The 21,390-nt window shown below is 65.5% G+C and carries 22 protein-coding genes and 1 pseudogene; 10 read left to right on the top strand and 13 right to left on the bottom strand.

Going from position 1 to position 21,390, the window contains the following annotated elements:
• Positions 1-97 precede the first annotated feature (97 nt).
• Entirely contained in the window at positions 98-949 is an 852-nt protein-coding gene (locus FLL57_RS02745; RefSeq protein WP_142882064.1) for an SDR family NAD(P)-dependent oxidoreductase, read from the top strand.
• Between the two features lie 250 nt (positions 950-1,199).
• Here FLL57_RS02745 and FLL57_RS02735 read toward each other — a convergent pair whose 3' ends face one another.
• On the bottom strand, positions 1,200-2,963 hold the full coding sequence (locus FLL57_RS02735; RefSeq protein ID WP_142882062.1) for a sensor domain-containing diguanylate cyclase: 1,764 nt from the start codon (positions 2,961-2,963) through the stop codon (positions 1,200-1,202).
• Positions 2,964-3,160: 197 nt separating this feature from the next.
• On the opposite strand from FLL57_RS02735, the gene FLL57_RS02730 reads away from it, so the two are divergent.
• Both FLL57_RS02730 and FLL57_RS02725 read left to right on the top strand, forming a co-directional pair.
• Complete coding sequence (locus tag FLL57_RS02730) at positions 3,161-3,352, top strand: type II toxin-antitoxin system RelE/ParE family toxin (RefSeq protein ID WP_080964116.1); 192 nt, start codon at positions 3,161-3,163, stop codon at positions 3,350-3,352.
• A gap of 9 nt (positions 3,353-3,361) precedes the next feature.
• A complete protein-coding gene (locus FLL57_RS02725) occupies positions 3,362-3,685 on the top strand; it encodes a HigA family addiction module antitoxin (protein WP_047307039.1) in 324 nt (107 codons plus the stop codon).
• Between the two features lie 106 nt (positions 3,686-3,791).
• Here the strand turns inward: FLL57_RS02725 and FLL57_RS02720 are convergent, their stop codons facing one another.
• The 4 genes from FLL57_RS02720 to dnaG all read right to left on the bottom strand — a co-directional run bounded on the left by FLL57_RS02720 (position 3,792) and on the right by dnaG (position 8,701).
• On the bottom strand, positions 3,792-3,989 hold the full coding sequence (locus FLL57_RS02720; protein ID WP_047307038.1) for a type II toxin-antitoxin system HicA family toxin: 198 nt from the start codon (positions 3,987-3,989) through the stop codon (positions 3,792-3,794).
• Positions 3,989-4,333, bottom strand: coding sequence for a DUF1902 domain-containing protein (locus FLL57_RS02715; RefSeq protein WP_234713211.1), 345 nt, complete (start codon positions 4,331-4,333; stop codon positions 3,989-3,991). The genes FLL57_RS02720 and FLL57_RS02715 overlap by 1 nt, the downstream gene beginning before the upstream one ends.
• A gap of 5 nt (positions 4,334-4,338) precedes the next feature.
• Positions 4,339-6,435 (bottom strand): RNA polymerase sigma factor RpoD, encoded by a 2,097-nt coding sequence (gene rpoD / locus FLL57_RS02710; protein WP_013503822.1) that lies wholly within the window; start codon positions 6,433-6,435, stop codon positions 4,339-4,341.
• Between the two features lie 259 nt (positions 6,436-6,694).
• Complete coding sequence (gene dnaG, locus FLL57_RS02705; protein ID WP_047307035.1) at positions 6,695-8,701, bottom strand: DNA primase; 2,007 nt, start codon at positions 8,699-8,701, stop codon at positions 6,695-6,697.
• Positions 8,702-9,168: 467 nt separating this feature from the next.
• Here dnaG and FLL57_RS02700 point away from each other — a divergent pair, with 467 nt between their 5' ends.
• Entirely contained in the window at positions 9,169-9,411 is a 243-nt protein-coding gene (locus FLL57_RS02700; RefSeq protein ID WP_013503824.1) for a hypothetical protein, read from the top strand.
• Between the two features lie 21 nt (positions 9,412-9,432).
• On the opposite strand, the gene FLL57_RS02695 is transcribed toward FLL57_RS02700, so the two are convergent.
• Positions 9,433-9,840 carry a gamma-glutamylcyclotransferase family protein gene (locus FLL57_RS02695; protein ID WP_047307034.1) on the bottom strand — a complete coding sequence of 136 codons (408 nt, stop codon included), beginning with the start codon at positions 9,838-9,840 and terminating at the stop codon, positions 9,433-9,435.
• Between the two features lie 163 nt (positions 9,841-10,003).
• Here FLL57_RS02695 and FLL57_RS02690 point away from each other — a divergent pair, with 163 nt between their 5' ends.
• Positions 10,004-10,801 carry an N-formylglutamate amidohydrolase gene (locus FLL57_RS02690; RefSeq protein WP_013503826.1) on the top strand — a complete coding sequence of 266 codons (798 nt, stop codon included), beginning with the start codon at positions 10,004-10,006 and terminating at the stop codon, positions 10,799-10,801.
• A gap of 126 nt (positions 10,802-10,927) precedes the next feature.
• On the opposite strand, the gene FLL57_RS02685 is transcribed toward FLL57_RS02690, so the two are convergent.
• From FLL57_RS02685 to FLL57_RS02670, 4 genes are all read right to left on the bottom strand, one after another.
• Positions 10,928-11,545, bottom strand: a complete 618-nt coding sequence (locus tag FLL57_RS02685; RefSeq protein WP_013503827.1) for a LysE family translocator — start codon at positions 11,543-11,545, stop codon at positions 10,928-10,930.
• 189 nt (positions 11,546-11,734) lie between these two features.
• Positions 11,735-12,583: a DUF2189 domain-containing protein gene (locus FLL57_RS02680; protein ID WP_047307032.1), complete on the bottom strand. Its 849-nt coding sequence runs from the start codon at positions 12,581-12,583 to the stop codon at positions 11,735-11,737.
• A gap of 602 nt (positions 12,584-13,185) precedes the next feature.
• Entirely contained in the window at positions 13,186-13,641 is a 456-nt protein-coding gene (locus FLL57_RS02675; RefSeq protein WP_142882061.1) for a GatB/YqeY domain-containing protein, read from the bottom strand.
• A 159-nt stretch (positions 13,642-13,800) separates the two neighbouring features.
• Complete coding sequence (locus FLL57_RS02670; RefSeq protein WP_047307030.1) at positions 13,801-14,505, bottom strand: alpha/beta fold hydrolase; 705 nt, start codon at positions 14,503-14,505, stop codon at positions 13,801-13,803.
• A 148-nt stretch (positions 14,506-14,653) separates the two neighbouring features.
• On the opposite strand from FLL57_RS02670, the gene carA reads away from it, so the two are divergent.
• From carA to FLL57_RS02655, 3 genes are all read left to right on the top strand, one after another.
• Complete coding sequence (gene carA / locus FLL57_RS02665) at positions 14,654-15,847, top strand: glutamine-hydrolyzing carbamoyl-phosphate synthase small subunit (protein ID WP_142882060.1); 1,194 nt, start codon at positions 14,654-14,656, stop codon at positions 15,845-15,847.
• Between the two features lie 196 nt (positions 15,848-16,043).
• Positions 16,044-16,556 (top strand): PaaI family thioesterase, encoded by a 513-nt coding sequence (locus tag FLL57_RS02660; RefSeq protein WP_013503832.1) that lies wholly within the window; start codon positions 16,044-16,046, stop codon positions 16,554-16,556.
• 41 nt (positions 16,557-16,597) lie between these two features.
• Positions 16,598-17,122 (top strand): hypothetical protein, encoded by a 525-nt coding sequence (locus FLL57_RS02655; RefSeq protein WP_013503833.1) that lies wholly within the window; start codon positions 16,598-16,600, stop codon positions 17,120-17,122.
• 87 nt (positions 17,123-17,209) lie between these two features.
• Here the strand turns inward: FLL57_RS02655 and FLL57_RS02650 are convergent, their stop codons facing one another.
• On the bottom strand, positions 17,210-17,737 hold the full coding sequence (locus FLL57_RS02650) for a Dps family protein (protein WP_013503834.1): 528 nt from the start codon (positions 17,735-17,737) through the stop codon (positions 17,210-17,212).
• Positions 17,738-18,014: 277 nt separating this feature from the next.
• On the opposite strand from FLL57_RS02650, the gene FLL57_RS02645 reads away from it, so the two are divergent.
• Positions 18,015-18,710 carry a class I SAM-dependent methyltransferase gene (locus FLL57_RS02645; protein ID WP_047307026.1) on the top strand — a complete coding sequence of 232 codons (696 nt, stop codon included), beginning with the start codon at positions 18,015-18,017 and terminating at the stop codon, positions 18,708-18,710.
• Positions 18,711-18,860: 150 nt separating this feature from the next.
• Here FLL57_RS02645 and FLL57_RS02640 read toward each other — a convergent pair whose 3' ends face one another.
• Complete coding sequence (locus tag FLL57_RS02640) at positions 18,861-19,970, bottom strand: ATP-dependent DNA helicase (RefSeq protein ID WP_013503836.1); 1,110 nt, start codon at positions 19,968-19,970, stop codon at positions 18,861-18,863.
• A 75-nt stretch (positions 19,971-20,045) separates the two neighbouring features.
• Positions 20,046-20,876, bottom strand: coding sequence for a transglutaminase-like domain-containing protein (locus FLL57_RS02635; RefSeq protein WP_013503837.1), 831 nt, complete (start codon positions 20,874-20,876; stop codon positions 20,046-20,048).
• Between the two features lie 259 nt (positions 20,877-21,135).
• Between FLL57_RS02635 and FLL57_RS23485 the strand changes: the two are divergent.
• Positions 21,136-21,377: pseudogene (locus tag FLL57_RS23485) on the top strand (hypothetical protein).
• Positions 21,378-21,390 lie beyond the last annotated feature (13 nt).

Here is a 21,390-nt window from a genome sequence, read left to right as displayed (position 1 = left end):
TCGCATTGACGATGAAAGTCCGCCTGTCTCCTCGGCTTGCGTCCTCGGCCCCTGCGCCTATCTCCCGGGCATCGCCATCCGCGTCGAGGAGACCGCCATGCCGCATCCCGCTATCGCCAAGGATCAGGTCGCCGTGGTCACTGGCGGCGCATCGGGCATCGGCTTTGCGGCCGCCAAGCGGTTTCTGCAGGCCGGCATGAAGGTGGCGATCGCGGATCTGAACGCCGATCATCTCGCCCGCGCCGGCGAGCTGCTGGCGCATGTCGCAGGCGGCGGCGCCGATGACGTGCTGTCCAAGGATACCGACGTTTCCGACCCCGACCAGCTCGAGGCGCTGCGCGCCGCCGTCACCGCGCGGTTCGGCGGCGTCGACGTGGTAATGAACAATGCCGGCATCGAGCCGCCGAGCACCGCGCTCGGCCCGCGCGAGGCCTATGAGCGCATCCTGGCCGTCAATCTGTGGGGCGTGATCCACGGCTCGCAAATCTTCGCGCCGGACATGATCGCGCGCGGCAAGCCCGGCCGGATCATCAACACCGGCTCCAAGCAGGGCATCACCACGCCGCCGGGCAATCCGGCCTACAATGTCTCGAAGGCCGGCGTGAAGGCCTACACCGAAGCGCTGGCGCATGAGCTGCGCACCACCGAGGGCTGCGCAGTGACGGCGCATCTGCTCATCCCCGGTTTCGTCTTCACCGCGCTGACCGCGCGCGGCCGGAGCGAGAAGCCGGCCGGCGCCTGGACCGCCGAGCAGACCGTCGACTTCATGCTGGCGCGGCTCGAGGACGGTGACTTCTACATCCTCTGCCCGGACAACGACGTCCCCCGCAGCCTCGACGAACGCCGCATCGCCTGGGCCGCCGGCGACATCATCGACAACCGCCCCGCGCTGTCGCGCTGGCACCCGGCCTGGGCCGACCGCTTCCGAGCGTTCGTCGAGGGGAAGTAACAAGCCACGGCGCGAGCGTCTTGTTGAGAGCCTGACCGGAAATGCGGGCAGCCAATTGAAAGGCTTTGATAAGCCATTCAATTAACGATGAGTTTCGTCATGGCCGGGCTTGTCCCGGCCATCCACGCCTTTCTTGCTGCGTTCGCTGCAAGGCGTGGATGCCCGGCACGAGGCCGGGCATGACGGCTTGGACGAAAGTGCTTGATTTCACTGCGCGCTTTTCCGGTCGGGCTCTGAGGCGCACGCCGTCTCAGGCCTGCGCCGTCACCACTTCGCCGAGCGCTGACCCGGCGCCAGCGTCGAACAGCACGAACCGATCGCGGCCGGCGCGCTTGGCGGCGTAGAGCGCCGCATCGGCCTCCGCAAAAGCGGCGTCGATCGAGCTGCCCGAGCCCACCCGGCAGGCGCCGATCGAGACCGTCAGCGTGATGTCCTGCCCATCGTCGGAGCGGATCGGCGCGGCGTTCATCGCGTCGACCATGCGGGCGCACAGCTCTCGCAGGCCGTCCGCATCGCGATCCTCGACCAGCACCACGAACTCGTCGCCGCCCCAGCGCGCGCAGGTGTCCCGCTCGGTAAGCAGCGGCGTCAGCCGCCGCGCGGTTTCGCACAGCAGGCGATCGCCGGCCAGATGGCCGAACACGTCATTGACGTCCTTGAAGTTGTCGAGATCGATCAGCAGCAGCCCGCCCGACCGCGGCGCCAACGGCGACTGCGCCAGCCATTGCTCGAACACCTGGGTGAACCCGCGCCGGTTGGGGATCCCGGTCAAGAGATCGACATTGGCGAGACGCCGCAGCTTCTCGGTTCGCTCATCGACCAGATCCTCGAGCACACGGGTGTGGTCGCGCACGGCGAGCGCCATGCCCGACAAGGTGCGCGACAGTCGGCCGATCTCGTCCCTGCCCTGGTCGACGACGATATTGTCGAAGTCGCCGTCTTCGACCCGCCGCGCGGCGGCCTCGACGGTGGCGAGCCGATCGAGCACCACCCGACGGAACAGGATGGTGACGAGCGCGACCGCCGCCGTCATCATCACGATCAGCAACAGCGCGATCGGGGTGAACAAGCGGCGATCGATGATGGCGTCGATGTCCATCAGCGTCACGTTGAACCAGCCGAGTTGGTCGAGATAGCCGACGCCGACCAGGACCTCGCGCCCCCCGATGTTCATGAAGCGCGATTCCACCGCCGCGGGACCGGCGGAGACGCGCTGCATCATCGCGGCGAGTTCAGCGGCGTCGGCGGGACTGTCGACCTGCTGGAAGATCGTCTTCTTGGTCTTGGTGTCCTTGGTGAGGCTGTGGAAATCGACCATCCCCGGATCGCGATGCGCCTGGATGGCGCCGGCACGATCGACGAACATGCTGGTGACGCCGGTCTGCGGCAGCGCCACCACCTCGCGGATGAATTCGCTGAGGTCGACGCCGGTGCCGATCACGCCGAGAATCCGGCCCTGCTCGCTGATGACGCAGTTGATCCAGACCTTGGTGACGGCGAGGTTGTCGTCGCGATCGACATTGAGCTGGCAGCCCTGACCGGCCGCGATCGTCTTGAAATACCAGCCGTCGCGCGGATTATCGCGCCTCACCTGATAGCGCAGCTGGCTGCCGTCGTGGCTGTTCTGGGCATCGTTGAAGTAATAATTGCCGGACTGGTCGACGACGAAGAAATAGCTCTTGTCGTGAAACGACAGCCGGTAGTGCTCGAGCTCGGCCAGCCCGCGCTTGGCCTTGTCGGGATCGGCCTCGTCGCGGGCCCAGTCGCGCACCGCCGGCGACCGGGCGACCGTCTCGGCCAGCGAGACCTCCCGGATCAGCGCCTCGAGGCCGCGGTAGCGGTCGAACAGCACCTGCTTCTCGGCGAACAACGTGCCGAGCGCCACCACGGTCTTCCGGGTCAGGAATTCGAACGCCACATAGGCCGGCACGGCGACCAGCCCGAACACGCAGACGGTGACGACCAGAAACCGCGTCTTGAGGCTGGTGGCAATCTGATTCCAGAGAAAGCGCATCGGGCTTGGTGTCATCTCCGCCGAAACAAGCCGCCGTTCCGAGCGACCGCCGAACGCGGCTGCGCCTGATAAACCACATACAATTCAGATCTGAATGCTTCACTAATGGTTCACGCTGAGTGCCGATCGTGTCGATCATCGATCGCCGCCGGATCACGCCGGCTGGATTCAAGCGGCCATCGCGGACAAGCTTCCGTATGATTTCTTTTCTGCAGGCCATGGAGCGGGAGGACGAACTCCGAACAGTCCCGAGCTGGAAGGCGCACAGGCTGACCGGGGATCGCAAGGGGACATGGAGTCTGTTCGTCACCAAGAACTGGCGGCTAACCTTCCAGATCGACAAGGATGGGATCGAGATCATCGATCTCGACTACGAGGACTACCATTAGGACGCTTTGATGAGACCGACGACGCGAACAAAGACCGACCTGCGCATGAAAAGCCCGGCACACCCCGGCAGCTTCGTGAAGCACGAGATCATCGAACCGCTCCGGCTGTCCGTCACCGAAGCCGCGAAGGTCTTGGGCGTCACCCGGCCGGCGCTGTCCGCGGTTCTGAACGAGCGCGCCTCGCTGTCGTCCGAGATGGCGCTCCGCATCGAAAAGGCGTTCGGCGTGTCGATGGACACTCTGATGCGCATGCAGAACAGCTTTGATATCGCCGAGGCGCGCAAGCGCGCCGGCGATATCAAGATTGCGCGCTACGCGGGCGCGGCGGAATAGCAGCCCCGTAGGACACATAAGCCGAAGGCACCCTACGCTACTTGTGCAGATGGTGGGTTACGGCTGCGCCTCCCCCCTACGGCGCTTACGCATCTGCTCTCGCCGTTCAAAAGGCTTTCGGCAACCCGGCCTGACGCAGGATGGCGTTCGCGGTGTGACGGCTCGGAATGCCGACCGGAACGGCGAAGTTGCGATCCGTGAGCGGGCTGTGCCAGATCTCGTGGCTTCCCTTGCCCTGGCGAACCAGCGTGCAGCCGGCTGCCCGCAGCAGGTCTCTCAATTCGCGGTCAAACTGCGGCGCCATCAGGCCGCCGGGATCGCTTCACGCAAAGCGGTGATCTGCAAAAACACCGACGCCGGATCGACGCCGGGATGATTGTCCGGCAACAGGTCCAGCGTCATGGCTTCGATCTTGGCCAGCAACGCGTCGAGCGTCGGCGCATCGGCCGCTGCCGGGATGTCGTCGCAATGTCCGCTCCAGACGCCTGCGTCGGCGTCCCAAACGGCGGACACGGTGAAGATGACCGGTTTCGACATCGTCGCCTCGTGTCGATGGTGATGCCCGGCCTCGTGCCGGGCATCCACGTTCTCAAACGTCGCAACTCCAAAGACGTGGATGGCCGGGACGAGCCCGGCCATGACGGCCATTTGTCTTAGTTATCGAGGAACGACCGCAGCTTCCGGCTGCGCGACGGGTGCTTCAACTTCCGCAGCGCTTTGGCTTCGATCTGGCGGATGCGTTCGCGGGTCACCGAGAACTGCTGGCCGACTTCTTCCAGCGTGTGGTCGGTGTTCATGCCGATGCCGAAGCGCATGCGCAGCACGCGTTCTTCGCGCGGGGTCAGCGAGGCGAGCACGCGCGTGGTGGTCTCGCGCAGGTTCGACTGGATCGCGGCATCGATCGGCAGCACCGCGTTCTTGTCCTCGATGAAGTCGCCGAGATGGCTGTCCTCTTCGTCACCCACCGGGGTTTCGAGCGACAGCGGCTCCTTGGCGATCTTCAGGACCTTGCGGACCTTCTCCAGCGGCATGCCGAGCTTTTCGGCCAGCTCCTCGGGAGTCGGCTCGCGGCCGATCTCGTTGAGCATCTGCCGCGAGGTGCGGACGATCTTGTTGATCGTCTCGATCATGTGCACCGGGATGCGGATGGTGCGGGCCTGGTCGGCGATACTGCGGGTGATCGCCTGCCGGATCCACCAGGTGGCGTAGGTCGAGAACTTGTAGCCGCGGCGATACTCGAACTTGTCGACCGCCTTCATCAGGCCGATGTTGCCTTCCTGAATGAGATCGAGGAACTGCAGGCCGCGGTTGGTGTACTTCTTGGCGATCGAGATCACGAGGCGGAGGTTGGCCTCGACCATTTCCTTCTTGGCCTGACGGGCTTCGCGCTCGCCCTTCTGCACCGAGTGGACGATCTTGCGGAATTCGCCGATCTCGAGACCGGTGAGCGCCGCCATCGACTGCACTTCCTGGCGCAGGTCCTTGATCCGGTCCTTCTCGTGGTGGACGAAGTTCTTCCAGCCTTTGGCCGAGAGCTTCGACACCCGGTTGAGCCAGCGCGGATCGAGCTCCGAGCCCTGATAGTTGCGCAGGAAGTCGTCGCGGGCGACGCCGTGGCTGTCGGCGAGCCGCATCAGGCGGCTCTCGAACGACACCAGCTTCTTGTTGATGTCGTAGAGCTGCTCGACCAGGCTGTCGATACGGGCCTGATTGAGGCGCAGCGACTTCACCTCGACGATGATCTCGTCCTTCAGCTTCTTGTACTTGCGCTCCTGCGACGGCGACAGCTGCTCGTTCTGCAGCTGGTTGGCAATGTCCTGCTCCTGCAGCTTGCGCAGCTTCTTATAGTTGTCGGCGATCTTGTCGAAGGTCTCGACCACCTTCGGCTTGAGCTCGGCCTCGATCGCGGCGAGCGACATCTGGTTCTCGAACTCGTCGTCGTCGCCGTCGCCCTCGGGCGCGCCTTCGCCCTCGCCTTCAGCCGGCGCGGCGCCGCGCTGCTGCGCCGGACGGAACGGGGTCGCGGACGGCGGAGCCGCCGGCGGCGCGACGTGCGCGGGCGCACCGCCCTCGCCTTCAGCCGCGGCTTCCTCACCGGAATCGCCGATGTTGTTCTTGCCTTCCGGGCCGGCGTAAGTTGCTTCAAGATCGATGATGTCGCGAAGGAAGATCTTTCCTTCGTTGAGTTCGTCGCGCCAGATGATGATCGCCTGGAAGGTCAGCGGGCTTTCGCACAGACCGGCGATCATCGCCTCGCGGCCGGCTTCGATCCGCTTGGCGATCGCGATTTCGCCCTCGCGCGACAGCAGTTCGACAGTGCCCATCTCGCGCAGATACATGCGGACGGGATCGTCGGTGCGCTCGCCGGGCTCGGACTTCTTGGTCTCGGTGACGGCCTTGGCGGTGACTTCGACCAGATCGTTGTCGAGCTCCTCGTCGGCCTCTTCCTTGGCCTCTTCCTCTTCGGCCTCGGTGTCTTCCGCCTCGGACACATTGATGCCCATGTCGGACAGCATCGACATGATGTCTTCGATCTGCTCCGGCGACGTGGTGTCGGAGGGCAGCACTTCGTTGAGCTGATCGAAGGTGACGAAGCCGCGCTTCTTGGCCTGCTTGATCATCTTCTTGACGGCCGCGTCCGACAGGTCGAGGAGCGGCGAGGGAGCGTCGACGGAGTCCTTCTCCGGCGCGTCCACCTTGTCGTCCTTGTCCTTGTCCTGCACCTGAACCGTCTTTGCCTTGCTGGCCATCCACTGCTCCTGAACGCGCTCACGGACGAGGCGTCACCGCGCCGCCATGAAAACTTGCCTGATCGGGAGAGACGCACAAAGGGCGGCGCCCACCTGCGCCACCCCTACACGATCCCGTCGCTGGTCACCCAAATTGGTCGCCCGAAGGCCTTCTACCGGAATGGCGTTAAGCCCTTACTAACCCTGTTTTTGCAGCCAATTCCCGGGATTGGCGAGTCTTTTCGACTCGTTCCACCGTCCCGGGCCTCGCGCGACCGTCTCACACGCTGCGCTGGAACCGGCCGGAGGATTCGCCGAATCCCTCGATCAGCGCCTCGGTGCCCTCGACCTGCGCCAGGCGCGCCTTGACGTCGTTCAGCCACTGCATGTTCGCCTCGCTGCCGTCGTCACCCAAGGCCAGCTCGGCATCCTTCAATTCCCTAAGTAAGGAGTGGGATTGTCGATGCAAGGCAACGAGTTGCTGCCACGTCGAAAGGACGTCCTCGCGCGCCGCCGCAGGACCGACCGCCCACACCGCCGAGGTCGTGATCGCCCGCTCAACCCTTTGCAATTGCTCGGATAAGCCTGCCTTAACCAAATCTGCGCGGAGCTTTTCGGCCTGACCGGCCGGATCGTCGCCGCGGTGGTGATGCTGGGCGAAGGCGGCGATGATCGCCGCCCGCAGCCGGTGCGCCTCCGGATGGGCGAATTCCAGCGCGGCGATTTCCTCCAGATGGTCGTCGAGCAACCAGGGATGATTGAGCAGCGAGATCAGGATCAAGGCCTCGCGGCGCGACATCGCCGAGCGCTGGCCGCGCATGATCGGGCTCGAAATCAGGTCCGGGCTGGCAATCTGGTAGGGGCCCCGGCCGAGCGTTGGCGCCGGTTGTCCCGGACGCCCGCGCGGGGCAAATCGGCCGCCCCCCTGTGGAAAACCGCCGCGCGGGGCGAACCGCCGCCCCGAATCACCGCCGCCGCCACCGCGGAAGCCGCCACCGAATCCGCCATAGCCGCCCGCGGGCGCGAACGCCGCGCGCAGACGGTCGGTGAGATCCTGGCGATAGTGCCGGCGCACGATCTCGTCGCGGATGCCGTTCGACAGCTCGTTGATCCGCGCCTCCAGCGCGGCGCGCCGCTCCGGGGTGGCGAACATCCCGCCTTCGGCCTCGCGCGCCCACAGCATGTCGGCGAGCGGCCGTGCCGCGCTGATCACTTCGTCGACCGCGAGCCGGCCGCCGGCGCGGGCGAGATCGTCGGGATCCTGTCCTTCGGGGAGCAGCGCAAAGCGCAGGCTCTTGCCGGGCTTCAGATGCGGCAGCGCCAGATCGGCGGCGCGATACGCCGCCTTCTGGCCGGCGCGGTCGCCGTCGAAGCACAGGATCGGCTCGTCGGCCATTTTCCAGAGGTGCTGAAGCTGCGCCTCGGTCAGCGCGGTGCCGAGCGGCGCGACGGTTGCGGGGAAACCAACCGTGACCAGCGCGATGACGTCGACATAGCCTTCGACCACGATCACCGAACCGCCTTCATGCGCGGCTTTGCGCGCGGGCGCGTGGTTGTAGAGGTTGTCGCCCTTGTGAAACAGCGGCGTCTCGGGCGAGTTCAGATACTTCGCTGCGACATCCTTCTCCAGCGCGCGGCCGCCGAACGCGATCACCCGGCCGCGCAGATCCAGAATCGGAAACATCACCCGGTCGCGGAACCTGTCGAACGGCACCGGAATATCAGGGCCCGCCGACAACAGTCCCGCTTCGATCATGTCGGCCACCGGCACGCCGTGCTTGCCGAGATGCTCCTTCAGCGCAAAGCGCTCGTTCGACGCATATCCGAGCCGGAACTTGACCTGTGTGCCCGGCAGAATCGCGCGGTCGGCCAGATAGCCGCGGGCGCGGGCGCCGGCGCGCGAGGCGAGATTGTCGGCGAAGTAATTAGCCGCCAGCTCCATCACGTCGTACAGCGATTTGCGGCGCAGCTCCTGGCGCGCGGATTCCTGCGTCTGCACCGGCAGCGCAACGCCGGCCATCGCCGCCAGCCGCTCGACCGCTTCGGGGAAGTCGACGCCCTCGGTCAGCATCACGAAATCGAAGATCGAGCCATTCTTGCCCGAGGAGAAGTCGAACCACGCCTGTTTCTCGTCATTGACGAAGAATGACGGCGTCTTCTCCTGCTGGAACGGCGACAGCCCCTTCCACTCCCGCCCGGCCTTCTTCAGCTTGACGCGACGGCCGACCACCTCCGACACCGACAGCCGGGCTTTCAGATCGTCGAGGAACTGCGGCGAGAAGCGCATGGGCTCGCGAGGTTGAAGGGCTTCAGGAACGGCGCGCAGCTACGGCGCCAACCGACCATCGATATAGGCTGCAGCTCAGCGTGGGATAGAGGGGCCTGACTTGTCCAAGCTATCCACCGGTCCGGGCCGTTAAAAAAGGTCCGTTCAGGCGGAAGGCCGCGTGCAAGACGACGTCCTGCTGAACCGGTAGTTGTATTTGCGTGTACCAACGCGGTTGCACACGCGTGTCATCACCTCGCAATATTTCGCATTGCGGCATGAGCAATACCCTTGTAAACCCGCGACAATTCGCAAGCGGAGCGGGTTTGATCCAGCTCATTGCTGCACCGCGCAAGCGGGATTGAACTGCCGCACCCTGCATCACGCAGGGGAGTCGGGGGAGAACGATCAGCCAAGGCTTAGAGGGCTCACCCGCGTCGTTCCCGACCTTTCAGGAATGCCGCGTTCGAACGATAAGGAGCCAGACCATGGCTAATTGTGCCCATTGCAATGCGCAGATGACGTCGCTCGGCGTGGAAGCCGTCGACGGTGTGTACGAGATCCATTCCTGGAAATGCGACGACTGCGGCCATGTCCTCGACATCGCCACCGCGTCCGTTGAAGCCTACGACTTCCCCAGCTTCTGCCTCACCGAGCCGGGCGATCCGGACTGGCTGACGCTGCTGCCGCTCGCCGCCAATGCGCGGATCGAACTGCATCTGACCGGCTAGGACCAAAGCCGCGCTACGCGATCAGCCGGAAAACGCCTCCGGCTGGTAGCGCCCCGTTCCGATGCGCGGCAGCCGCGCCACGTCCCAATTGAAATAATACACGAACGCGTCGAGTTCGGTGCCGCCTTCCAGTGTCACGCGGGCAATCTCGCGCCGGTATTCCGCGCGCTTGTCGCGCGGCCCGCAGCCTTCGTAATCGTCGAGCTGCGCCAGCACCTCGTCCGGCCGATGCAGCCGGAACAGTTCGCCGTGGACCAGATCCGCAGGATCCTCCGACGGCACCAGACCCGGATAGTGCCGCACCAGATACAGCCGGCCCGGGATCGAGGCAGCCCCGAGAAAATCAGCATTCGACGACAACAGCCTTGCCATCGGATGGTCGTAGCCGCGCATCAGCGTGCCATAAACGAACAGACGATCGGACATCATTCACCGCAACTTCAGCAAACCGGGTCGAAGCTAGCGCAAAGATCGGCAGGCTGTCATGCACGGTTCGTGCCGGCGAAGTTCAATCGTCTCGACGCAGCGCCGGCGAATCCGCTACCGATTCGGTGGGGCACGGACGACAACGGTCGATAGGCAGGTCTCGGTGATGGACGGCGTGCGCGATATTTTCCTCAGCCTCGATTCCGGAGCGCCTCCGGTGATCGAGCGCAATCCGAACGGACAGTCGCCGTTCCTGCTGGTGTGCGACCACTACGGCCGCCGGATTCCGGCGCAGCTGGGCGACCTGGGACTGCCGGAAGCCGAACTGACGCGGCACATCGCCTGGGACGTCGGCATCGCCGGCGTCGCCGAGCGGGTGTCCGATGCGCTCGGCGCGCATCTGATTGCGCAGCGCTATTCGCGGCTGGTGATCGACTGCAACCGCCCCCCGAGCGCGGAGAGCTCCATTCCCCTGGTCAGCGAAGCGACCACGATTCCCGGCAATGACGGACTCACCCGGGAGCAGGCGGCGGAGCGGCGGCGGCTGATCTTCGATCCGTATCACCAGCGGATCGAGGCGGCGATCGAGGACCGGCAATTGTCCGGCCAGCCGACCGTGCTGCTGGCGCTGCATTCTTTCACACCCGTGTATCACGGCATGGCGCGGCCCTGGCACATCGGCACGCTGTATCAGGACTGCACCGTGTTGCCGCCCCTGCTGCTCGCCGAGCTGCGGCGCGAGCCGGAGCTGGTGGTCGGCGACAACCAGCCCTACGCGGTCGCCGACGGCACCGACTACACTATCCCGGTGCACGGCACCGCACGCGGCTTGATCACCTCGGGCATCGAAATCCGCCAGGATCAGATCACCGACGAGGCCGGCCAGGTCGAATGGGCAGAGCGGCTTACACGCGTGCTGAGCACGATCGGCGATACGATACGGCAACAGCAGGCGCTGCGATAGCAACACGACCGCAAACCTCGCTGCGTCATTGCGAACCGAGGGCGAAGCAATCCCGACGAGCTGAGCACTCGGTCGTTGGACCGCTTCGTCGGCCGAACGTCCCCGGAACGAGGGAAAGTCCGCGCCTCACTTCGCCCGGCTGAGCGCGAGCCAGACGCCGCCGCCGATCATGAAGCCGCCGGAAATCCGCGACAGCAGCCGCGTGCGCTGCGCCGAGAACATCGTGCGGGCGCGGCCGGCGAGCAGCGCGTAGATCGCATCGGTCATCGCCGCGATCACCATGAAGGTGACGCCGAGCAGCGCCACCTGCGGCACCGTCTCGCGCTGCATGTCGACGAATTGCGGAATGAACGCGCCGAAGAACACCAGCACCTTCGGGTTCGCCAGCAGCACGAAGAAGCCCTGCAGGAAGAAACCGCCGCGCGGCGGAGGCGGCGGCTGATCGGTCGACAGACCTTCGACCGGCTTCCGGATCAGGCCGATGCCGAGCCAGACCAGATAGGCGGCGCCGAGAAACCGTACCCAATCGAACCAATAGCCCATCGTCGCCATCAGCGTGGTCAGACCCGCGGCGACCAGCGCGATCACCAGACCGAGCCCGAGCTGTGCGCCGGCGATGTTGAGCAATGCAGCGCGCGTGCCGTGACGCAGTCCATTGGCGATCACCAGCGTCACCACAGGTCCGGGCAGCAGAGCCAGCACGATGCAGGCGGTGACGAAGGTCAGGTACATTTCGAGAGACATGGCATTCCCATTCACGCAACGATTCCGCCGCCACGATATCAGGCCGGTCCTGTCGCGGCGACCCCGCGCAATTCATCTCAGGACAGCGGAAACATCGGATGCGGAATGCGATGCGTGCGCCGGCCGCGCCGGCATCTGTCCGGCGGCGCGCCTGCGAGCGCCTCCGGTGATCGACGTTGCAGACCTGCGTCAGCCGCCCGCGGCAGCTCGCTTCGGCATCGCCACGACGTTGGTGCTCGCCTCGGACTCGCTCGCAGGCAGTTCGGCCGCGACCGGAGCGACGATCTTGCGATACAGGTGCCATGTGGCATGGCCGAGCACCGGCAAGGTGACGATCAGGCCGAGGAAGTAAGGCAGTGCAGAAATCGCCAGCAGCACCACGATGGTGGCGGCCCAGCCGATCATCGGTAGCGGGCTCGTCACAACTGCACGGACGCTGGTGACCATCGCGGTGACGAAATCGACGTCGCGATCGAGAAGCAACGGGAACGACACCACCGTCAACGAAAACAGCACCAACGCCAGACAGGCGCCGACGCAATTACCGACGGCCAGGAACACCAGCCCCTCGTTGGTGGTGAGCACGGCCGAGATGAACTCCTGCAGACTGCCGAACGAAGCGCCGACGCCGAGGAACAGCGCGATCAGCAGCCGAACCTGGTACATCCAGATCACGAACAGGAACAGCGTGACGAACGCCATCCAGCCGAGCTCGCTGCGGCTGCGCATCAGGCCGGCGATCTGCAACAAAGACGGCCGTTTCCCGGCCTCGCGCTGCCGGCTGACCTCGTACAAGCCGAGCGCGACGAACGGCCCGATCAACGCGAATCCGGCGGCGAGCGGATAGGCCAGATACACCATGTGGAAGGCGGTGAGACAGGCGAGGATCAACAATCCGCCCGCCGCATAGAACGCACCGAACGCGAGCCCGTACAGAGGCGCGGCTTGGAAATCGCGCAGACCCTGACCCAACGCTTCCGCGATGTCGCCGATCGCAATCGGCCGCACCACGGGATCAACCTTACCGGAGATCGACATGGTCGCTCCTCCCTGGTTCGTGGGGCATCGTTCATTGTTAGTTATACGTATTAAGGCGCGAAGCGCACCGACCGTCAATCAACTTGGTAGCAGTCGATCGCCAATAGTCATGCATATCGATTAGTTCCCGCCGCAGCGCACAACTAATTCGCGCTGCAATAGGCGCAAAACTGGCCGTTCAGCGGGTCGTTTGGACGCGTTTCCGCAACCTCACCAACACATCGCCGTTGTTCGGCGGCTGGCAGCCGCCCGCTTCACACCGTCGTGAACGGCCGTGGAAGTGCTACGCCGAGATCGCTTGTTGGCCTATCTCGACGTCTTCGTCGCGCTCGGCCCGATCGCCGCGGCCATGATATCCCGCCGGCGCTCTCCCTCCGCACCGTCAAGCGCAGCGACAAGCCGGCGATGGGGCATTGAGTTTGATCAGTCATTCCGGGGCGCAAGCGACAGCCCGCGACCCGGGAAGCTCGCAGTTTTCGCGAAGCAAGGCGCGACGGGGTGCGTGGCGGCTGTCACGCAGGACCACACCCAGATTCCGGGTCCGCCGCTCCGCGGCGCCCCGGAATGACGGACAAAAGGATCGCCCGATTGTCAGCGCGCGCCTAACCCGTCAGCGCCGCCTTCACCATGCCGCTGGCTTTGCCGAAGTCCATCTGGCCGGCATACTTCGCCTTCAGGGCACCGATCACCTTGCCCATGTCCTTGATGCCGGCGGCGCCGGTCTCGGTGATGGTGGCGGCGATCGCGGCCTTCATCTCGTCCTCGGACATCTGCTGCGGCAGGTAGGCCTGGATCACGGCGATCTCGGCGCGCTCCTGCTCGGCGAGTTCGGCGCGGCCACCCTGGTCGTATAGGGCGACCGATTCCTGGCGCTGCTTGATCATCTTCTGCAGCAGACCGAGCAGATCGCCGTCCGACAGCGGCGGCTTGCCCTGGCCGCGCGCTTCGATGTCGGCGTTCTTGATGGTCGAATTCACCATCCGCAGCGTCGACAGCTTGCGCTCGTCCTTGGCCTTCATCGCCTCTTTGACGGCGGTGTTGATGTCGTCGCGCAGCATGTCGGGCTCCTTCGTAGTCGATGCGTCATTGCGAGGAGCGAAGCGACGACGCAATCCAGAGCCCTCGAAACGAGCTTGGATTGCTTCGCCTTCGGCTCGCGATGACGAAAAATGGCAAATCTGCCGCTGATGTAGGCGGTTCGGCCGCCTGAAACAACTCTAGTTCCGCAGCCAGCCCGCCAGCGCGGCGGCGGTGGCGGTGGGCTGTTCGATCTGCGGCAGGTGCCCGCAATCGGGGATGATCACCAGTTTCGCTCCGTTGATGCCGTCGGCCATCTCCTGCGACAGGCTGTTCGGAATGGTGGTGTCGGTATCGCCGGAGATCACCAGCGTCGGACAGCGGATCGTGCCCAGGGTCGGACGGGAGTCGGCGCGGGCGATGATGGCGCGCTGCTGGCGGACGAAACCGGCGGCGTCGACGTCGTCGCCCATGTCTTGCACGATCCGCTGCAGCGCGGAGTCGTCCCGGCGCGACGGATGGACGAAGCCGGGATACAGCTCCTCCAGCACCGCATGCAGCCGGCCGGCCTCGGCCTCGCCGATCTGGCGGGTGCGGCGCTCGGTGGCTTCCGGACTGTCGGGGCGGGCCTGGGTGTTGATCAGCGCCAGCTTCGCGACCCGGTCGGGCGCCTGACGCATGATCTCGAACGCGATGTAGCCGCCCATCGAATGCCCGGCGAGCGCGAAACGGGCCGGGGCCTCGGCGAGAATCCGCCGGGCGATCGCCGCCATGCTGTCGTCGCGGATGTGGTTGGCGACCGTGACCGGCGCCCCGCACGCCCATAACGCGGGGAGGATCGGGGCGTAGATCCGCGGCGAGCCCGCCAAACCCGGCACCAGCACCACCGGCAATGATGTGTCCATGCAACCTCTCCCCACGCACGATTCTGCCCCTGCGCCCGCCGCGGAGCCTAGGACAGCCAAATTCCCTGTCAAATCTCGTCCAAAAGCGAACAATTCGAGGGGGTCCGCGCTTTGACGTCGGCAACGCCCGCGACTATGTAGTGCGCTCATGACCAATTCAGCATCCAATCCCGCCTGGCCGGACCACAAACCGACCGCGCTGCTCGTGCTCGCCGACGGCACGGTGTTCGAAGGCTTCGGCCTCGGCGCCGTCGGCTCCGCCGTGGGCGAGGTCTGCTTCAACACCGCGATGACCGGCTACGAGGAGATCCTCACCGATCCGTCCTACGCCGGGCAGCTCATCACCTTCACCTTCCCGCATATCGGCAACGTCGGCACCAACGACGAGGATATCGAGACGGTGAACATGGCGGCGACGCCGGGCGCACGCGGCGTGATCCTGCGCGGCGCCATCACCGATCCGTCGAACTACCGCTCGTCGCGCAATCTCGACGCCTGGCTGAAGGCGCGCGGCATCATCGGCCTGTCGGGCATCGACACCCGCGCCCTGACCGCGCTGATCCGCGAAAAGGGCATGCCGAACGCGGTGATCGCGCATTCGCCGAACGGCACGTTCGACCTGCACGCGCTGAAGGAAGAAGCCCGCGAGTGGCCGGGGCTGGAAGGCATGGACCTGGTGCCGATGGTCACCTCGGGTCAGCGCTTCACCTGGGACGAGACGCCGTGGGCGTGGGGCGAAGGCTTTGGCCGGCAGAACGAGCCGGAGTTCAACGTCGTCGCGATCGACTATGGCATCAAGCGCAACATCCTGCGGCTGCTCGCCGGCGAGGGCTGTAAGGTCACCGTGGTACCCGCCACCACCTCGGCCGAAGACATCCTGGCGATGAAGCCTGACGGCGTATTCCTGTCGAACGGCCCGGGCGATCCAGCCGCGACCGGCAAATACGCGGTGCCGGTGATCCAGCAGGTGATCAATTCGGGCGTGCCGACCTTCGGCATCTGCCTCGGCCACCAGATGCTCGGCCTCGCCCTCGGCGGCAAGACCGTGAAGATGCATCAGGGCCACCACGGCGCCAACCATCCGGTCAAGGATCTCACCACCGGCAAGGTCGAGATCACCTCGATGAACCACGGCTTCGCGGTCGACAAGACCACGCTGCCGGGCAACGTGCAGCAGACCCACGTCTCGCTGTTCGACGACAGCAATTGCGGCATCGCACTGTCGGACAGGCCGGTGTTCTCGGTGCAGTATCACCCCGAAGCCTCGCCGGGACCGCGCGACTCGCACTATCTGTTCCGCCGGTTCTCCGACCTGATGCGGGCGAAGAAGAGCGCGGCGTAACGTCGTCCCTCCTCGGTCATTCCGGGGCGCTCGCGCAAGCGAGCGAACCCGGAATCTCCGCCTCGCCCAACAACCTCGGGATTCCGGGTTCGCGCTCGCGCCCCCCCCCCCGGAATGACGGCACGAAGCCGCCCACTGGCGCTCCGACGGCTGCTTTGGTATGATTTCCATCATCCCATCAGAAGGAGCCACGCCGATGGATGCACGGAGCGATCAGCCGGCCGGGTACGGCGTCGTGCCGCTCGAGGTGATGGCGTCGATGTCGGGGCTCGATTTCGTCCGCGGCATCTTCGACGGCGCGCTGCCGCAGCCGCCGATCATGCAGACCATCGAACCGTTCGATTGCAGCGCCGAGCCGGGCGAGATCGTGATGCATTCGGCGCCCGCCCTGCGGCACTACAACCCGATCGGCTCGGTGCATGGCGGCTACGCCGCGACGCTGCTGGATTCGGCGATGGGCTTGGCGGTGCAGACCATGCTGAAACCGGGACAGGGTTACACTACGCTCGAATTCAAGATCAGCTTCGTCCGCGGCATGAGCGCCGACAGCGGCGTGGTGCGCACCGAGGGACGCACCTTCAATGTCGGCCGCCGCACCGCCACCGCGGAAGCGCGGATCGTCGATGCCAACGGCCGGATGCTGGCGCACGCCACCACCACCTGCCTGGTGTTCGACCTGCCGAACCCGGGAACGGCTTCCGCAGGCTGAGCGTTGTTCTCCGGCAAGTTCCAGAGATTGCCGGAGACCCGATGGCGCTGACGCGCGACCAGATCAAGCCGACGGCTTACCGTTTCGACGACGATGGGCTGATCCCGAACAATCCGATGCCGCTGCTGATCTACAAGCAGGCGGCCGACGTGGCGCGCGGCGATCCCGCGCGAACCATCGAAGGATTATTCGCGGCGAACGTCTGGGGCGACCGCTGGCGCAACGGCATTTTCGATTATCACCACTATCACGCCACGGTGCACGAGGCGCTCGGCGTCGCGCGCGGACGCGCTTTGGTGTTGTTCGGAGGTGAACAGGGCGAGGCGGTCGAGCTGATCGCCGGCGATATCGCGGTGCTGCCCGCCGGCACCGGACACAAATGCCTGTTCGCGAGCCACGATTTCACGGTGATCGGCGCCTATCCGCCGGGACCGACCATGCAGGTCACGCGGCCGACGCCGGAAAATTACCGGAAGGCGCTGCTCACGATCCCCAAGGTGCCGCGGCCGACCACCGATCCGGTGTACGGCCAGGATGGCCCGCTGCTGCGGATGTGGGGCAAGTAGGCTCGGAAGGCTCGCCGTGGCGCGTTCGACCTCTCCCCGCGCGCGGGAGGAGAGGTCGTCTGTGTCGTCGCCCCGCCTGCGCGCGTTTCAGCCTTCGTTGGCGCCTTCCTGGCGCGAGGCTTCGAACAGGAACCAGGTGCGCTTTTCGGTTTCGTCGATGAAGTTCTCGAGCAGGCCGGCGCTTGCGGCGTCCTTGCACTCGTCGACGATCTCATGCGCCTTGCGCATCGCGGCGGCGACCTTCTTGTTGTCGTTCATCAGCTCGCGCAGCATCTCGCGCGGCGGCACGTAGTCGTCGTTGTTGTCCTGGATCGTCTGCAGCTTGGAGATATGGCCGATCGAGCGCAGCGTGGTGCCGCCGACCTTGCGAACGCGCTCGGCGAGATCGTCGGTGGTGGCCAGGATTTGCGCCGACTGCTCGTCGAGCAGCAGATGATAGTCGCGGAAGTGACGTCCGCTGATGTGCCAGTGGAAATTCTTGGTCTTCAGATACAGCGCGAACGAGTCGGCCAGCAGGCCGTTCAGCGCGGTCGAGATCTTCTCCACCGCCTGCGGCGGCAGATCCGTGGGGGTGTCGAGTTCGGGGGCGACGGAGGCGGATTTGGCTTTGGTCACGATGAGAATCCTGCGGTGATGCGGTTGACGTCCAGGGCGAACGCAGCGGTCGGCGGGACGGCCGGGCGCGGACGATCCAAGTCGATCCTGGAAAACACGTCTTGGATGTTTCGGCTGTGCATTGTGTTTCCCGCGAAACACGTTAGACCCCTCGTCAACGCGCTCCGTCCGCTAGCGTTCCATCTGGGGAACAGTCATGCGGAACAGGCGGCGCTCGACCGATCGGCCTCAGAATGGCCGCGTTCGGCCTGGTTTCGGCGGGTTTCGAGGTCAAGGGATGGACGACTGGATCGACTATTACGACTCCACCCACACGATCTATGTCAGCAACCGCCATCGCGACGTGCATTTTGCCGAGATCGCCCGGGACATTACCGGCTACATCCCCTCCCCCGGTGCGGTGGTGCTGGATTATTCCTGTGGCGAGGCCCTGTCGGCGCCCAGTGTTGCGGAAGCCTGCGGCAAGCTGATCCTGGCCGAACCCGCGCCCGGGGTGCGCGGCCGGCTGATCGCCCGCTACGCCCTCAATACCAAGATCCGGGTGCGCTCGCTGGATGATCTGCGCACCATGCCGGAAGGCTCGGTCGATCTCGTGGTGATGAATTCGGTGGCGCAATATATGACGCCGGCCGAGCTCGACCAGTCCTTCGCGGTGATCAGGCGGCTGCTGTCGCCGCCCGGCGGCCTGGTACTCGGCGATATTCTCCGCCCCGAGGTCGGGATGCCGCGCGACGTGCTGGCGCTGCTGATGATGGCGCGCCGCCACGGCTTCCTGACTGACGCGCTGTGGGGACTGGCGCGAACCGCGCTGTCCGACTATCGCGAGCTGCGCACCAAGATCGGCCTGCAGCGCTACAGCGAGTCCGAGATGCTCGCCAAGCTCGCCGCCGCCGGCTTCACCGCCCGCCGTGCCGAGCGCAACATCGGCCACAATCCGTGGCGGATGACCTTCGTGGCGCGGAAGGCGGAGTAGTTTCTTGCTGTCAAGCACCCGGTCATTCCGGGGCGCTCGTACCACGAGCGACCCCGGAATCCCGACGAGTTCTGCGTGTCAGATTCCTGGTTCGCGAGCTGATCGCTCGCGCCCCGGAATGACCGGCAGAAAGACCGCGGAGATCGCCGCCTACACCACCACGCTCAGGCGTTTCGCCGCCCTGGTGATGCCGGTGTAGAGCCAGCGGGCGCGGCTGTCCTGGAACGCGAAGCTCTCGTCGAAAAGCACGACGTCGTCCCACTGCGAGCCCTGGCTCTTGTGCACGGTGAGCACGTAGCCGTAGTCGAACTCGTCATAGGGCTTGCGCTGGTCCCACGAGATGTCCTCGATGCCGCCGGCAAAGCACTCGTTGCGGACCGAGACCTTGGTGAGCCGGCCGCCGAATTCCTCGTCGGGCGTCACCCGTAGGGTGATGATCTTGGTCTTGATCGGCGAGCGCGACTTCACCCGCCACAGCCCGCCGTTGAACAGCGCCTTCTTGCGGTTGTTGCGCAGGCACACCAGCTTGTCGCCGCCGACCGGAAACGGATCTTCGATATTGAGCCGCTGGCGGAAGCGCGCATTGTAGGCGCGACGGGTGTTGTTGCGGCCGACCAACACCTGATCGGCCTCCATCACCCGCTGAGGATCGAGCTGGTCGCGGCTCACCACTTCGGTGTCACCATAGCGGCCGCGTTCGAGCCCCCGGCCCTCGCGCACGTCCATCGACAGCCGCACGATCGGATCGTCCTGCGCCTGGCGATGCACCTCGGTGAGCATCACGTCGGGCTCGGCATTGGTGAAAAAGCCGCCGCCCTGGATCGGCGGAAGCTGCGCCGGATCGCCAAGCACCAGGAGCGGGCAGTCGAACGACATCAGGTCGCGGCCGAGTTCCTCGTCGACCATCGAGCATTCGTCGATCACGATCAGCTTGGCCTTGGAGGCCGGCGCATCGTCCCACAATTCGAAGCTCGGCTGTTCAACGCCGCTCTCCTTGGTGCGGTAGATCAAGGAATGGATGGTGGAGGCGTCGTCGCAGCCCTTGTTGCGCATCACCAGCGCCGCCTTGCCGGTGAAGGCGGCGAACTTCACCTCGCCCGACACCCCCTCGGCGATCTCGCGCGCCAGCGTGGTCTTGCCGGTGCCGGCATAGCCGAACAGCCGGAACACCAGCGGCGTGCCACCCCGGCCGGGCTTGGCTTTCAGCCATTCGCCGACGGCTTTCAGGGCCTCGTCCTGGACTGGGGTGAAGGTGGTCATGGGATCTCGCGGGCGGACCACGCGGCGGGCAACGGCCGCAGCGATTCGTTGCCGGCAAGCTAGCGCGTCGCGCGCTCAGTGCAAGCCGGCGGCGGCCGTCTCGTCGATCTCGTCGGTCCACACCTTGAAGCTGACCAGGGTGTTGGGGCCGAAGGTCTGGGTGATCGGCACGTCGGCGGCATCGCGGCCCTGCGCGATCAGCACCCGGCCGAGCCGCGGCACGTTGTTGCGCGGATCGAACGTGTACCAGCGGCCGCCGATGAAGGCTTCGAACCATCCGGCAAAATCGCCGGCCGCCCACGGCTTCGGGGTGCCGACGTCGCCAAGATAGCCGGTGCAATAGCGCGCCGGAATGTTCATGCAGCGGCACAGCGCGATCGCCAGATGCGCATAGTCGCGGCAGACGCCGCGGCCTTCCTGGAACGCCTCGTGCGCGGTGCGGGTGGCGCGGGCGTGCTGGTAGTCGAATACGATGTGATCGTGGACGAAGTCGCAGATCGCCTGCACCCGCGGCCAGCCTGGCGTCGTAGTCTCGAACATCTTCCACGCGGTGTCGGAGAGAAGATCGGTTTCGCAATAGCGGCTGCCGAGCAGGTACACGATGGTGTCGGCCGGTAGTTCCTCAATCGCATGCTGGATCGCCGATGGCACCACCGGATCGGGCACGCCGCTGTCGCGCACGATGCCGTCCGCGGCGAGCCGCATCCGGCCCGCCGGCGCCACGAGGCGGCTGCACCAATTGCCGAACATGTCGCGATACGGCGTGATCTGCACCGCCGGATCGGTGGTGAGGAAATCCGGAACGATGATGTCGGAGGCTCGGCTGAAATGCGTGCCGAGCACCACAATCATCGGCGTCGGTTGCGGGAAGTCGTAGATCATCTCGTAGCCGACGCGGAGCTTCATGAGGTCGGCTTCTCCGCTATCGCGCCGTGGGCCTGATCGGAACTGATCGCCGGCTGCCTGCCCTAGATGGCGATCGAGCGCGGAAAAACAAGCCGCTGCGGCCCGGCCGACGCCTGCCGCGGCGAATTCAATGGCTATCGCAGGCGAAAAGGCGCAGCATGGTCGGCGACCACCCGGGAGCGCAAACTACGCTGCCGGCGACAGGACGCAGCGGCCCGAAGGAGGCGTCCATGACCACACACGAACACGCCGCGAAGCGATCGTCTTCTCTCATCCGTTTCAACTCTGCGGCATCGACCGCGAGCTGCCGGCGGGAGCTTATGCCGTCGTCACCGACGAAGAACTGATCGAAGGCCTGTCGTCCCGGTGTTCCGCCGTGTCGCGACGATGATCACGGTGCCCTGCGCGCCGCCGCGTCAGGCCGCGGTGGAAATGATCGCGATCGCCCCCGACGCGTTGCGAGATGCGCGGCAGGCCGACAGCCGCACCAGCCGGCCCTGACGCGCGCGGGGCC

It is taken from the genome of Rhodopseudomonas palustris, assembly GCF_007005445.1.
In the GTDB taxonomy this organism is placed as follows: Bacteria; Pseudomonadota; Alphaproteobacteria; order Rhizobiales; family Xanthobacteraceae; genus Rhodopseudomonas; species Rhodopseudomonas palustris_G.
Note: the sequence above shows the minus strand (reverse complement) of the source record. Positions and strands in the feature narration are given on the sequence as shown.

Coding starts and splice junctions, on each gene's coding strand:
- FLL57_RS02715 (WP_234713211.1), bottom strand. CDS start 4,333: ATGGCCGTCATGGCCGGGCTCGTCCCGGCCATCCACGTCTTTGGAGTT.
- FLL57_RS02675 (WP_142882061.1), bottom strand. CDS start 13,641: ATGCTGCGCGACGACATCAACACCGCCGTCAAAGAGGCGATGAAGGCC.
- FLL57_RS02640 (WP_013503836.1), bottom strand. CDS start 19,970: ATGACCACCTTCACCCCAGTCCAGGACGAGGCCCTGAAAGCCGTCGGC.
- carA (WP_142882060.1), top strand. CDS start 14,654: ATGACCAATTCAGCATCCAATCCCGCCTGGCCGGACCACAAACCGACC.
- FLL57_RS02635 (WP_013503837.1), bottom strand. CDS start 20,876: ATGAAGCTCCGCGTCGGCTACGAGATGATCTACGACTTCCCGCAACCG.
- FLL57_RS02685 (WP_013503827.1), bottom strand. CDS start 11,545: ATGTCTCTCGAAATGTACCTGACCTTCGTCACCGCCTGCATCGTGCTG.
- FLL57_RS02660 (WP_013503832.1), top strand. CDS start 16,044: ATGGATGCACGGAGCGATCAGCCGGCCGGGTACGGCGTCGTGCCGCTC.
- FLL57_RS02730 (WP_080964116.1), top strand. CDS start 3,161: ATGATTTCTTTTCTGCAGGCCATGGAGCGGGAGGACGAACTCCGAACA.
- FLL57_RS02695 (WP_047307034.1), bottom strand. CDS start 9,840: ATGATGTCCGATCGTCTGTTCGTTTATGGCACGCTGATGCGCGGCTAC.
- rpoD (WP_013503822.1), bottom strand. CDS start 6,435: ATGGCCAGCAAGGCAAAGACGGTTCAGGTGCAGGACAAGGACAAGGAC.
- FLL57_RS02690 (WP_013503826.1), top strand. CDS start 10,004: ATGGACGGCGTGCGCGATATTTTCCTCAGCCTCGATTCCGGAGCGCCT.
- FLL57_RS02725 (WP_047307039.1), top strand. CDS start 3,362: ATGAGACCGACGACGCGAACAAAGACCGACCTGCGCATGAAAAGCCCG.
- FLL57_RS02745 (WP_142882064.1), top strand. CDS start 98: ATGCCGCATCCCGCTATCGCCAAGGATCAGGTCGCCGTGGTCACTGGC.
- dnaG (WP_047307035.1), bottom strand. CDS start 8,701: ATGCGCTTCTCGCCGCAGTTCCTCGACGATCTGAAAGCCCGGCTGTCG.
- FLL57_RS02720 (WP_047307038.1), bottom strand. CDS start 3,989: ATGGCGCCGCAGTTTGACCGCGAATTGAGAGACCTGCTGCGGGCAGCC.
- FLL57_RS02645 (WP_047307026.1), top strand. CDS start 18,015: ATGGACGACTGGATCGACTATTACGACTCCACCCACACGATCTATGTC.
- FLL57_RS02735 (WP_142882062.1), bottom strand. CDS start 2,963: ATGCGCTTTCTCTGGAATCAGATTGCCACCAGCCTCAAGACGCGGTTT.
- FLL57_RS02680 (WP_047307032.1), bottom strand. CDS start 12,583: ATGTCGATCTCCGGTAAGGTTGATCCCGTGGTGCGGCCGATTGCGATC.
- FLL57_RS02700 (WP_013503824.1), top strand. CDS start 9,169: ATGGCTAATTGTGCCCATTGCAATGCGCAGATGACGTCGCTCGGCGTG.
- FLL57_RS02670 (WP_047307030.1), bottom strand. CDS start 14,505: ATGGACACATCATTGCCGGTGGTGCTGGTGCCGGGTTTGGCGGGCTCG.
- FLL57_RS02655 (WP_013503833.1), top strand. CDS start 16,598: ATGGCGCTGACGCGCGACCAGATCAAGCCGACGGCTTACCGTTTCGAC.